This is a genomic window from Pseudomonas sp. UBA3149 (genome assembly GCF_002364655.1).
GTDB classification, from domain to species: domain Bacteria; phylum Pseudomonadota; class Gammaproteobacteria; order Pseudomonadales; family Pseudomonadaceae; genus Chryseomonas; species Chryseomonas luteola.
In genome coordinates this window covers 43,410-55,556 of the sequence record NZ_DEYV01000047.1, presented here as the reverse complement: position 1 = coordinate 55,556, position 12,147 = coordinate 43,410, and the positions used below count along the sequence as shown (strand labels likewise).

Genomic DNA, 12,147 nt, shown 5'->3' with positions numbered 1-12,147 from the left:
GCAACCATTAAGTGCTTCAATTAAGTGGAAATTGCTATTATGTAGCAATGACTAATCCTACTTCTTCCAACAATGGCGTACAGCTCTTCGAAGTTTCTTCAGAGCTGGCTGGCCAGCGTATCGATAACTATCTGCGTACTTTGCTCAAAGGTGCGCCGAAAACCTTCATTTATAGAATACTTCGCAAGGGTGAAGTACGTGTTAATAAGGGGCGTATAAAGCCGGATTATCGGCTGCAAGCTGGCGATATCATTCGTGTCCCTCCTATGCGTTTGCCTGAAAAAGATGAACCTGCACCTGTCTCCCAGGCGCTTGCCGAGTTGATGGAGGCTGCGATTGTCTATGAAGACAAGACACTGATCGTTATCAATAAGCCTGCAGGTATTGCCGTTCACGGAGGGAGTGGTGTCAGCCTAGGCGTTATAGAGGTCTTTCGTCAGATTCGTCCAGATGCCAAAGACCTTGAGCTGGTTCATCGCCTGGATCGGGATACCTCGGGTCTGCTCATGATTGCCAAGAGGCGCAGCATGCTGCGTCATTTGCATGAGGCCTTGCGTGGAGATGGAGTCGACAAACGCTACCATGCGCTGGTTCGTGGTCACTGGCCTGCAGCAAAAAAACAGATTCGAGCGCCTTTGATGAAAAATAACTTGCGTTCCGGTGAGCGGATGGTTGAAGTCAATGTAGAGGGTAAGGACGCTCTCACGGAATTTCGAGTGCTCAGACGCTACGGTGATTTCGCTACTCTAGTAGAGGCAAAGCCGGTCACAGGACGTACTCACCAGATTCGTGTTCATGCCAAGCACGCAGGTCATTCCATTGCAGGGGATCCTAAGTACGGTGATGAGGCGTTTTCCAGGGAGATTCGGGATTTGGGCGGGAAGCGGCTGTTTCTTCATGCTGCCAGTCTTAATGTACCGCTCCCCGATGGGGAAACATTGCAACTGACTGCTCCTGTTGATGAGACCTGGGCGGCTACATTGAGTCGATTGGATGCCTAGTTACGACTTGCTGGTATTTGACTGGGACGGGACGCTCTCTGACTCGGTTGGTCGCATCGTGGACGTTATGCAGGCAGCTGCCGCCGACCTTCGGCTCCCCGTTCGAAGCGATCGATCGATTAAGTCCATTATCGGGCTGGGCTTGCCAGAGGCCATCCAGACGCTTTACCCGGAGATGACGCCAGGAGCTGTAGAGCGTTTTCGTCAGTGTTATAGCGATCATTTCGTTATGCGTGAGCAAGAGCCTTCTCCGTTTTTCGAGGGTGTGGCTGAAGGCTTGGCAGCGTTTCGGCGCAAAGGCTATCGTTTGGCTGTTGCTACCGGTAAAAGCCGAAGAGGGCTGGATAGGGTGCTTGCAGCCAAGGGGCTGGCTGACTTCTTTGACGTAACGCGTTGCGCTGATGAAACGGCCAGCAAGCCGGATCCGTTAATGCTTAACGAGATCTTGGCGCATTGTCAGGTGCATCCGTCAAAGGCGCTGATGATCGGGGATGCACCATTCGACCTTGAAATGGCTCGCAGAGCGCAAATGGCCTCGGTTGCAGTCAGTTACGGTGCTCAGCCAGTTGAGGTGCTGCGTAATTACGAGCCAACGCTTGTGGTTGATCGTTTTGAGGAGTTGCGTGTCTGGTTGGATGCGTAACGATTAATTGAACCAAGCAGGACTACCAATGGCAGATGATTGGAAAGCGTCGGATCGCCCGGCGGATGAAAAAAGCTGGAAGCTCATCGAAAAGGCGATGCTGGCCAGCGTGCATGAGCAAAGAAGGGCACGTCGTTGGGGAATCTTTTTTAAATTCCTAACGTTTACTTATCTTTTTATCATGCTGGCGCTCTTTGTTCCTTTTTCCGGGCTCAAGGGAGAAGCCTCGCGTGAGGGCTCCCATACGGCGCTTATTGAGGTGAAGGGAACCATTGCGGCTGATGAGAAGGCGAGTGCCGACAATATTGTTGGAGCACTGCGCGATGCCTTTAAAGACGAAGGTACCAAAGCCGTTATCCTTCGTATCAATAGCCCAGGAGGCAGTCCTGTGCAGTCAGGTTATGTCTATGACGAGATCAAGCGTCTGCGTGGATTGCATCCTGACATCAAGCTTTATGCCGTGATTTCTGATCTGGGAGCTTCGGGCGCCTATTACATCGCCAGTGCTGCCGATGCCATCTATGCTGATAAGGCCAGTCTTGTGGGCTCAATCGGCGTAACGGCAGCATCCTTTGGCTTTGTCGGAACCATGGATAAGCTAGGCGTTGAGCGTCGCGTTTACACATCCGGTGAGCACAAGGCCTTTTTGGACCCCTTCCAGCCTGCTAAAGAAGAGGAGACCCGCTTCTGGCAACAGGTGCTCGATACTACACATCAGCAGTTTATCGATAGCGTGAAAAAGGGGCGTGGTGATCGCTTGAAGGTCGAGGGTCATCCTGAGTTGTTTTCCGGGCTCGTATGGTCTGGAGAGCAAGCGCTTGGGCTGGGGCTAATCGATGGCCTGGGCAGTGCCAGCTTTGTAGCTCGGGAGGTGGTTGGTGAAGAAAAGATTGTGGATTACACCGTTCAGGAAAGCCCATTCGACCGCTTTGCCAAGCGCCTGGGGACCAGTGTGGCGGAGCGCCTGGCACTGCTGGTGGGGTGGCAGGGACCTGTGTTGCGATAAGTTGAGAGGCTGATGCTAGGGTACTACCACGCCCTCATTGAGTAGGAGATCGGTCAGCCGAATAAGCGGCAGGCCGATCAAGCTGGTCACGTCCTCTCCTTCGGTAGAGCGAAAAAGGGTAATTCCTAGTCCCTCGACTTTAAAGCTTCCAGCGCAGTCATAGGGTTGTTCAATATTGAGGTAACGCTCGATTTGATCGCTTTCCAGCGTACGGAAATGAACGGTAAACGGTACGCAATCCAGCTGGCAGGTTCCGGTTTGAGTATTGAGCAGCGCGAGCCCGGTCATGAACGTCACGCTTTTTCCGCTGGCATTCGACAGTTGCTTATGGGCGCGCTCGTATGTCAGAGACTTGCCAAGTATCTGGCCGTCAAGCGAGGCGGTTTGATCGGAGCCAATAATAAGATGGTTGGGGTAATTAGGCGCCAGCGCGCGGGCCTTGGCTTCAGCCAGTCGCATAGCCAAGTGACGAGCGCTTTCGCCTGGATGAGAGCTTTCGTCTATATTAGGTGAAGCGTATGTAAAGTTTAGTTTCAGGCGAGCCAGCAGTTCGCGTCTATAGGGTGAGCTTGAAGCGAGCAGTAACGGAAGCATTATAATGAGTCTCTGTGAACGCAGAATCGTCGGTCTAACCGACCAAAAGTCAGCAAAGGATACTATCCTTTGCCTAATTTCCTTTGACAGGCCTGAGGTCGTCTCTATAATGGCGCGCTTATGTTGAATGGGCCACTTCCACCTCACGTAGATCCACGCAAACTGGCTGATCGCGGTGTCACGCTTCGGGGTGAACTGCCGGTATCTAGTTTGCCACGTCTTTGCGAGCAGCTGTCGAGCACTGAGGGAACGGTGAAGGCCGTCCTCGAGTTCTTCCGTGATGAGCAAAGGCTTGTCGTCATTCATGGCGCACTGGATACTGAAGTGCAAATGGTATGTCAGCGATGCCTGGAGCCGGGCGCGTTTCCTGTACACGGCGAGTACGATTACGCAGTGCTATGGGAAGGGCAGTCGGCGGATGCGTTGCCAAAAGGTTATGACGCACTGGAAGTCGGTGAAGAGCCTTTGGATCTGATTGGTTTGATTGAGGATGAGCTTTTGCTTGCCTTGCCAATCATTCCAACTCATGAGCCCGGCATCTGCCATCATCCAGCAGGATTCGAAGCGCCTGAAGCGCCCGAAGAAAGCGCGGACGAGGAAAAGCGAGCCAACCCGTTCAGCGTACTGGCGCAGTTGAAGCGTGACCCAAACGTTTAGGAGTTAATGAGTTATGGCTGTTCAGCAGAACAAAAAATCCCGTTCCGCCCGTGATATGCGTCGCTCCCACGATGCGCTCGAGCCGAATGCATTGTCTGTAGAAAAGAGCACTGGTGAAGTTCACCTGCGTCACCATGTGTCTCCGGACGGTTTTTACCGTGGTCGTAAAGTGATCGACAAGGGTTCCGACGAGTAATCCTTGTCGTCACCTGTCATCGCTATCGATGCAATGGGCGGGGACTTCGGTCCCCGCTGCATTGTGCCTGCCTGTATTTCCTTCCTCGCTAGTCATCCTGCCGTTACGTTGATCCTTGTTGGTGATCCTGATGTCATCCAAGGCCATGTTGGTCAGTTCTCATTTGATGATTCTCGTCTGCGTATCCATGTAGCCACTCAGGCCGTTGATATGGCGGAAAAGCCTTCTTATGCCCTTCGTAACAAGCCTGACTCCTCCATGAAGGTTGCGCTGGGGCTGGTTGCCAGTGGCGAGGCTGACGCATGCGTTAGTGCAGGTAATACTGGCGCCCTGATGGCCTTTGCTCGACAGACGCTGGATACGCTTCCTTGGATAGAGAGGCCGGCCATCTATACCCATCTGCCTGTGATGGGTCGTCAATGTGTATTGGTGGATCTTGGCGCTAATCTGGACTGTTCCGCTCTCAATCTTTACCAGTTTGCATGCCTGGGGGCCGCTGCTGCTAAAGCAACAGGGATACATGAACCTCGAGTCGCTCTTTTGAATGTAGGTGTTGAGCCGACCAAGGGTAATAGTGTCGTCCAGCAAGCATCAATCCTGCTGGAGAAGTGCAGGCGCCTTAACTATGTCGGCTTCATCGAGGCGAACGCAGTGTTCCGGTCTGAAGCGGATGTGGTGGTGTGTGACGGATTTGTTGGCAATGTCCTGCTTAAAGGAAGCGAGGGGCTTGTTTCCATGCTTTTCAAGCAGTTGGAAGGGGCGCCTGTTTTTCTAAGGCTCCTGGCTGCTCCCCTGTTATATCGTCTGCGAAAAGACATGATGCCTGCCCGTCATAATGGTGCCGGTTTTCTCGGGTTGCGTGGGCTGGTTATTAAAAGTCATGGCAGTGCTGATGAGTTCGGCTTTCAGCGTGCGATAGAGCAAGCGGTGCAGGCAGTAGAGCTTCGCCTGGATGCTTTGATAAAGGCGAATTTTCTAGAGCTTTATGAGGATTCAGTGCCTAAGTGTGACTGACCTCGGTTGCCTGACATCAAACCAAGAACCTGCTGCGGCATGCTGTTAGGCTGTGGCTTTTGATGAGACTAAAAAGAGATCGACTATGTCTGCTTCTTTCGCTTTCGTATTTCCAGGCCAAGGCTCACAGTCCTTGGGTATGCTGGCCGATATTGGAGCTCAACATTCGCAGATACGCGATACGTTTGCTGAGGCTTCTGATGCGCTTGGCTACGATATCTGGTCACTGGTTCAGCAAGGTCCGGAAGAGCAGCTGAATCAAACGGACAAGACTCAGCCCGCTATTCTGACGGCGTCTATTGCCTTGTGGCGACTGTGGGAGGCAAGGGGAGGCGTACGTCCTTCTTATGTGGCAGGTCATAGTCTTGGCGAATATTCCGCTCTGGTTGCTGCAAGTGCTCTGGCCTTTACTGACGCTGTAAGGCTCGTTGAGCGCCGTGGACAGCTGATGCAGGAGGCTGTGCCAGCGGGCGAGGGCGCAATGGCCGCTATCCTGGGGCTAGAAGATGCAGATATCGTTAACGCCTGTGCTGAAGCGGCCCAGGGTGATGTTGTGAGCGCAGTGAATTATAATGCGCCTGGACAGGTGGTCATTGCAGGTAACGCAGCTGCAGTGATGCGAGCTGTCGAGCTATGCAAGGCGCGTGGCGCAAAACGTGCGGTTCCGCTTCCGGTAAGTGTGCCCTCCCATTGTGAGTTGATGCGTCCGGCAGCGGAGCGCTTTGCCGAGGCTGTTAACGCAATCCAATGGCAGCAGCCCTCCATTCCGGTCGTTCAGAATGTAAACGCCGGAGTCAGTGCAGATCTTGCAGCGCTGAAGCAGAACCTGCTGGCGCAACTGTACAGTCCGGTGCGCTGGGTTGAGTCCGTTCAACTGCTTGCGGACAAAGGGGTTACTCAACTGGTAGAGTGCGGGCCCGGAAAAGTCCTGGCAGGTTTGAACAAGCGGTGTGTCAAAGGTATAGAGACCTATAGTCTTGACGCGCCTGATGCTTTTGCTGCTACCCAAGCAGCATTGGCTTGATTTAAGGAGAAAACATGAGCCTCCAAGGTAAAGTCGCATTGGTAACCGGTGCAACACGTGGCATCGGACAGGCCATTGCTCTTGAGCTCGGACGCCTCGGGGCTACCGTGATCGGTACGGCTACCAGCGAAAGCGGTGCCTTCCGTATCAGCGAAAGCCTGAAGGCCAATGGTATAGAGGGCACCGGACTGGTGCTGAACGTTGCAGACAACGCTTCGGTGACGGCGGCGTTGGAACAGATTCAGCAGCAATATGGTGCGCCTGCTATTCTGGTCAATAATGCGGGCATCACGCGAGATAATCTGATGCTGCGCATGAAAGACGACGAGTGGTTCGATGTAATCGATACCAACCTGAACAGCCTGTTCCGTTTGTCGAAAGCCGTATTGCGTGGGATGACCAAAGCTCGTTGGGGGCGCATCATCAGCATAGGCTCTGTTGTCGGGGCTATGGGTAATGTTGGCCAAGCCAATTATGCTGCCGCCAAGGCCGGTCTTGAGGGGTTTACTCGGGCGTTGGCTCGTGAAGTAGGTTCCAGAGCGATCACGGTAAATGCCGTGGCTCCAGGGTTTATTGATACTGATATGACGCGTGAGCTGCCAGACGCTCAGCGTGAAGCGCTTTTGACTCAAATTCCACTGGGTCGATTAGGGCAAGCTGAAGAAATTGCAAAAGTTGTCGCCTTTTTAGCAACGGACAGTGCTGCGTACGTTACAGGTGCTACTGTTCCAATTAACGGCGGAATGTATATGAGTTAAGCGATTTTTGACGGGTTGAACGACTTTTTGTGAATTTTCAAGACTAGCAAAAAGTCAGTTCAGAGGTCAGGATGTCGCGTCAGCTTGAAATATTGAAAACCCTTTCTATACACTTACGCGCAGTCCGGCTGCACGGATTATTCCATAGGAGTGAAAACACGGTATGAGCACCATCGAAGAACGCGTTAAGAAGATCGTCGCTGAACAACTCGGCGTGAAAGAAGAGGAAGTAACCAACAGCGCTTCCTTCGTCGAGGATCTGGGCGCCGACTCCCTTGACACCGTTGAGCTGGTGATGGCTCTGGAAGAGGAATTCGAAACTGAAATCCCGGACGAACAAGCCGAAAAGATCACCACTGTTCAGGAAGCTATCGACTACATCGTTGCTCACCAGCAATAAGTCGGTTCTTCTGTAGAACACGAAAGCCGCACGCCTGTCCAGGCGTGCGGCTTTTCTATATAACGGTCATCAATGTAATAACTTTAGATGATCGAACAAACGAGCTATGAGGAAATCGTTGTGTCACGTAGACGCGTCGTGATCACGGGCATGGGCATGGTATCGCCGCTGGGCGGGGACGTGCAAAGCAGCTGGGAAGGCATTCTTGCTGGTCGCAGCGGTATTGCCCCGATTGAACACATGGACGTTTCTGCCTTTGCCACCCGCTTTGGGGGATCAGTCAAAGGATTCAACGTAGAAGATTATCTCTCTGCGAAAGAAGCTCGGAAACTCGACCTCTTTATTCAATATGGCCTGGCGGCTAGCTTCCAGGCTATGCGTGATTCTGGACTTGAAGTGACAGATGCCAATCGGGATCGAATTGGTGTCGCCATGGGGTCTGGTATTGGTGGTCTCTCCAATATCGAGAACAACTGCAAGGCCTTGTTTGATCAAGGTCCCCGCCGCATTTCGCCATTTTTTGTCCCTGGCTCGATCATTAACATGGTCTCCGGCTTCCTTTCCATCCACTTGGGATTGAAAGGGCCTAATTATGCAATCGCTACAGCATGTACAACCTCCACGCATTGCGTAGGTATGGCTGCACGTAACATTGCCTATGGTGATGCTGATGTCATGGTGGCTGGCGGTGCCGAAATGGCTACCTGTGGGCTAGGGTTGGGTGGTTTTGGTGCTGCACGGGCCCTTTCTACCCGAAATGAAGAGCCTACTAAGGCCAGCAGACCTTGGGATCGTCAGCGAGACGGCTTTGTGCTGTCTGATGGCGCGGGTGCATTGATTCTGGAAGAGCTAGAGCATGCTCAAGCGCGTGGCGCCCATATTTATGCTGAGCTTATTGGGTTTGGCATGAGCGCTGATGCGTTTCATATGACGGCCCCCCCTGAAGATGGCGCTGGCGCAGCACAGTGCATGAGCAATGCACTGAAAGATGCGCGAATCGATCCATCCCAGGTCGATTACATCAATGCGCACGGTACGTCCACGCCTGCTGGTGATATGGCAGAGGCTTCTGCGGTAAAGCGGATCTTTGGTGAGCATGCCTACAAATTGTCGGTGAGCTCTACCAAGTCAATGACTGGGCATCTGTTAGGGGCTGCCGGGGCTGTTGAAGCCATTTTCAGCATCCTGGCTATTCGTGATCAACTGGCGCCACCTACCATCAACCTGGATGATCCGGATGATGGCTGTGATCTGGACTTTGTGCCGCATAAGCCAAAGGCAATACCTATCGAGATCAGCCTGTCCAACTCCTTCGGCTTCGGTGGTACTAATGGTAGTTTGATCTTCCGTCGCTTTTCTGAGTGATGAAAGACTGGGTTAATGGTCAGCCGGATGAGGCTGGCCTTTCCTTCCGGGATCGTGGTTTGGCATATGGCCATGGGCTTTTCGAAACGATAGGCGTCCATAACGGCCAACCACGATTCCTTGATGATCACCTGATGCGGCTGCTTGATGGATGTCGTCGTCTGGCAGTTCCCTTGGAGCTTGATGCAATCAGGCTTGAAATTCTTGAGTATGCTGCGTTGCTACGCAACGGTGTAGCCAAGCTGATCATTACGGCCGGCCTCGGTGAACGGGGTTATGCGGCTCCGTCGAATCCACTTCCGCAACGTCTTCTGCTGGCCTCTCCTGTGCCTCGCTATCCATCTGAGAATGCTGAGCAGGGGATCCGTCTGTTTCCCTGCCAGACACGTCTGGCTTGCCAACCGCTATTGGCTGGACTCAAGCACCTGAACCGTCTTGAGCAGGTATTAGCGCGGGGAGAGTGGCAGGGAGCAAACTATGCTGAAGGCCTCATGTGTGATGCATTTGGACATGTTGTAGAAGGCGTTTTCAGTAACCTTTTTATCGTGTCCAGGAACACATTGATAACGCCCGTGCTTGATAAGTGTGGTGTTGCTGGTGTGATGCGCTCCTATCTTCTTCGTTGCGCGGATGGGCTTGGCGTCATGACCGAAATCAGGCCGGTGACGTTGAGTGAGTTCATGGCCGCTGATGAGGTATTTATGTGCAACAGTCAGTATGGTGTTTGGCCAGTATGTACGTATGCTGAGCATGAATGGCCAATAGGCCCGTTGACACGTCAACTTCAACAGATTGCCTCGAAGGCTCTGGATTCGTAATGCGAAAATTATTGGTTCTGCTCGAGGGCGGCTTGCTCTTGATGGGGCTGGCGCTAGCCGGAATGGGCTGGTTGCAACACAAGGCACTCGAGCAGCCTGTGGCGGTTGGCCAGGAACAGCTTGTCGAAATACCCAAGGGCGCTACGCCGGGCGGTATGCTCCGGCATCTTGAGGAGGAGAAGTTACTGAGCGGATCCTTCTGGTTGCGTTTGTATTGGCGTTTCAATCTTTCCGGACAGGCTCTGCACAGCGGTGAGTACCGAGTAACGCCAGGGATGAGTGTTCGTGAATTACTTGCCCTCTGGCAAAAAGGCGAGGTGGTCCAATACAACGTTACGCTCGTTGAAGGCTGGAACTTCCATCAGGTTCGGGATGCCTTGGCTCGTCAGGAAAAGCTGGAGCAAACATTGGCTGGACTGAGTGACGAAGACGTCATGGTACGTTTAGGCAAGCCTAGTATGCATCCCGAGGGACGTTTCTTTCCCGACACCTATCGTTATGTAAAGGGAATGCGCGACGTCGAAATTCTGAAGCAGGCCAGTCAACGTTTGGAGCAGGTTCTTGCCGAGGAGTGGGAGGCGCGCGCCCCGGATGTGCCCTATCAAGAGCCGTATCAGGCTCTGATCATGGCCTCTTTAGTGGAGAAGGAAACCGGGGTTCCGCAAGAGCGGCCTCAAATAGCAGGCGTTTTTGTTCGCCGTCTAGCGTTGAATATGCTCTTGCAGACAGATCCTACGGTTATCTACGGGCTGGGTGACAACTACAAGGGCAAGTTGACCCGAGAGCACCTGCGCCAACCTACGCCTTACAATACCTATGTGAATCCTGGTTTGCCGCCTACGCCTATCTCCATGGTAGGGCGGGAGGCGATTCATGCTGCGCTGCACCCCGAACCAGGTAAAAGTCTTTACTTCGTAGCGCGCGGAGACGGAACGCATGTGTTCTCCGATGATATCGATGCCCATAACCGCGCTGTTCGTGAGTATCAACTTAAACGCCGAGCCGATTACCGTTCGAGTCCGGCACCTATTACCAAGGAGTCTGAGTGAGCGGGTTGTTTATTACGCTGGAGGGGCCGGAAGGGGCAGGTAAAAGCACTAACCGTGATTATCTGGCAAGGCAATTACAATCGCATGGCCTTGAAGTGGTGCTGACACGTGAGCCTGGTGGAACTCCATTGGCCGAGCGCATCCGCGGACTTTTGCTCGACCCCTGCGATGAGGGCATGCATGCGGATACTGAGCTGCTGCTTGTGTTTGCTGCACGTGCACAGCATTTAAACACTGTAATTAAGCCTGCCCTTGATCGTGGTGCGGTTGTCCTGTGTGATCGATTCACTGATGCGACCTACGCGTATCAGGGCGGGGGGCGTGGGCTTTCGGAAGCACGCATTGCCACCTTGGAGCACTTTGTTCAGTCAGGCCTGCAGCCTGATCTTACCTTGGTGTTCGATTTACCTATCGAAATAGGACTTGAAAGAGCAGCCAAACGAGGTCGCCTCGACCGGTTTGAGCGGGAACAACACAGCTTTTTCGAGGCCGTAAGGCAGACTTATCTCTCCCGTGCCGCGGCTAGTACCGACCGCTATCGGGTGATTGACGCAGCCCAGTCGCTTGCCGATGTACAGCAACAACTTGATCAGCTTGTGCCTGAGTTGTTGGAGCGCGCCCGTGGTTGAGCGGTACCCGTGGCAATCGGAACTATGGGAGCGGCTGACTCATCGTGAGCGGCATGCCCATGCTTATCTATTTCATGGGCCAGCGGGTATTGGCAAGCGGGCGCTGGCCGAGCGGCTTGTAGGGCGTTTGCTTTGCCAGAACGTAGCAGCAGGGGAGGCATGCGGCCAGTGTAAGGCTTGTCTTTTGTTAAGGGCTGGAACGCATCCTGACTATTTTCTTGTAGAGCCGGAAGAGGTGGAAAAGCCTATCCGCGTTGATCAAATCAGGAGCCTAGTTGACTTCGTTGCCCAAACCGCACAGTTGGGCGGCCGCAAGGTCATTCTGCTGGAACCAACTGAGGCAATGAACCTTAATGCCTCAAATGCTTTATTGAAAAGCCTGGAAGAGCCTTCCGGTGACACGGTCTTGGTGCTGATCAGTCATCAGCCGAGTCGACTATTGCCTACCATCAAAAGTCGTTGTGTGCAGCAGGCCTGCCCCGTGCCTCGTCCAGAAGAAAGCCTGGCTTGGTTAAGGCAGGCCTTGCCTGATCTCTCCTCGGAGGATCTCAATGATGTGCTGACGCTGGCTGGTGGTTCGCCTTTAACGGCTGCTCGTTTGCATGCGATGGGCGTTCAGGCTTACCGATCACATGTTGTAGATGGCTTGAAAAAGCTCTTGAAGCGGCAGATTGCGCCGAGTCCATTAGCCGAAGGCTGGAACAATATTCCGTTACTGCTATTGATGGACTGGTTCTGTGAGTGGGCATTGTTGATCCTGCGCTATCAAATGACTCGGGATCAAGCGGTGACCGGTTTGGCCGATATGAGCAAAGTAATCCAGTATCTGGGTGATAAGGCCGATTCCACTCAGGTCATAAACCTGCAGAACTGGCTGCTCGAGCAGCGGCAGAAAGTAATGGGTAAGGCTAATCTGAACCGCGTGCTGCTACTTGAAGCGCTGTTGATACGGTGGGCAAGCCTACCGCAGCAGGGCTAGAATTCACTTAATAA

General features: G+C 53.2%; 15 protein-coding genes. 14 read left to right on the top strand and 1 reads right to left on the bottom strand.

From position 1 onward, the window contains the following. Positions 1–47 precede the first annotated feature (47 nt). From rluC to B3729_RS23685, 3 genes are read left to right on the top strand one after another with little or no spacing between them, the layout of a single operon-like run. On the top strand, positions 48–1,001 hold the full coding sequence (rluC, locus tag B3729_RS23695; RefSeq protein ID WP_010797724.1) for a 23S rRNA pseudouridine(955/2504/2580) synthase RluC: 954 nt from the start codon (positions 48–50) through the stop codon (positions 999–1,001). After that, positions 994–1,644, top strand: coding sequence for an HAD-IA family hydrolase (locus tag B3729_RS23690; protein WP_219653000.1), 651 nt, complete (start codon positions 994–996; stop codon positions 1,642–1,644). Before rluC ends, B3729_RS23690 begins: the two co-directional genes overlap by 8 nt. A 28-nt stretch (positions 1,645–1,672) precedes the next feature. Then, on the top strand, positions 1,673–2,650 hold the full coding sequence (locus tag B3729_RS23685; protein ID WP_010797726.1) for a S49 family peptidase: 978 nt from the start codon (positions 1,673–1,675) through the stop codon (positions 2,648–2,650). Positions 2,651–2,665: 15 nt separating this feature from the next. Here the strand turns inward: B3729_RS23685 and B3729_RS23680 are convergent, their stop codons facing one another. After that, positions 2,666–3,244, bottom strand: a complete 579-nt coding sequence (locus tag B3729_RS23680) for a Maf family protein (RefSeq protein WP_010797727.1) — start codon at positions 3,242–3,244, stop codon at positions 2,666–2,668. A 120-nt stretch (positions 3,245–3,364) separates the two neighbouring features. Here B3729_RS23680 and B3729_RS23675 point away from each other — a divergent pair, with 120 nt between their 5' ends. The 11 genes from B3729_RS23675 (at position 3,365) to B3729_RS23625 (ending at position 12,133) form a co-directional block, all read left to right on the top strand. Then, positions 3,365–3,901, top strand: a complete 537-nt coding sequence (locus B3729_RS23675; protein WP_010797728.1) for a YceD family protein — start codon at positions 3,365–3,367, stop codon at positions 3,899–3,901. A 13-nt stretch (positions 3,902–3,914) separates the two neighbouring features. After that, the gene (gene rpmF / locus B3729_RS23670; RefSeq protein ID WP_010797729.1) at positions 3,915–4,097 is read left to right on the top strand and encodes a 50S ribosomal protein L32; all 183 of its coding nucleotides are present in this window, start codon (positions 3,915–3,917) and stop codon (positions 4,095–4,097) included. Between the two features lie 3 nt (positions 4,098–4,100). After that, on the top strand, positions 4,101–5,111 hold the full coding sequence (plsX, locus tag B3729_RS23665) for a phosphate acyltransferase PlsX (RefSeq protein WP_286789169.1): 1,011 nt from the start codon (positions 4,101–4,103) through the stop codon (positions 5,109–5,111). Positions 5,112–5,196: 85 nt separating this feature from the next. Beyond that, a complete protein-coding gene (fabD, locus tag B3729_RS23660) occupies positions 5,197–6,135 on the top strand; it encodes an ACP S-malonyltransferase (RefSeq protein ID WP_219653004.1) in 939 nt (312 codons plus the stop codon). Positions 6,136–6,149: 14 nt separating this feature from the next. Then, a complete protein-coding gene (fabG, locus tag B3729_RS23655; protein WP_150347727.1) occupies positions 6,150–6,893 on the top strand; it encodes a 3-oxoacyl-ACP reductase FabG in 744 nt (247 codons plus the stop codon). A 163-nt stretch (positions 6,894–7,056) separates the two neighbouring features. Beyond that, on the top strand, positions 7,057–7,293 hold the full coding sequence (acpP, locus tag B3729_RS23650; RefSeq protein WP_007160597.1) for an acyl carrier protein: 237 nt from the start codon (positions 7,057–7,059) through the stop codon (positions 7,291–7,293). Between the two features lie 120 nt (positions 7,294–7,413). Then, positions 7,414–8,658, top strand: a complete 1,245-nt coding sequence (gene fabF / locus B3729_RS23645) for a beta-ketoacyl-ACP synthase II (RefSeq protein ID WP_150347726.1) — start codon at positions 7,414–7,416, stop codon at positions 8,656–8,658. Beyond that, the gene (gene pabC / locus B3729_RS23640) at positions 8,658–9,476 is read left to right on the top strand and encodes an aminodeoxychorismate lyase (protein ID WP_150347725.1); all 819 of its coding nucleotides are present in this window, start codon (positions 8,658–8,660) and stop codon (positions 9,474–9,476) included. The genes fabF and pabC overlap by 1 nt, the downstream gene beginning before the upstream one ends. Further along, positions 9,476–10,525, top strand: a complete 1,050-nt coding sequence (gene mltG, locus B3729_RS23635; RefSeq protein ID WP_286789168.1) for an endolytic transglycosylase MltG — start codon at positions 9,476–9,478, stop codon at positions 10,523–10,525. Before pabC ends, mltG begins: the two co-directional genes overlap by 1 nt. Beyond that, the gene (tmk, locus tag B3729_RS23630; RefSeq protein WP_010797736.1) at positions 10,522–11,154 is read left to right on the top strand and encodes a dTMP kinase; all 633 of its coding nucleotides are present in this window, start codon (positions 10,522–10,524) and stop codon (positions 11,152–11,154) included. Before mltG ends, tmk begins: the two co-directional genes overlap by 4 nt. Further along, positions 11,147–12,133, top strand: coding sequence for a DNA polymerase III subunit delta' (locus B3729_RS23625; RefSeq protein WP_286789167.1), 987 nt, complete (start codon positions 11,147–11,149; stop codon positions 12,131–12,133). Before tmk ends, B3729_RS23625 begins: the two co-directional genes overlap by 8 nt. The last annotated feature ends 14 nt before the right edge of the window (positions 12,134–12,147 follow it).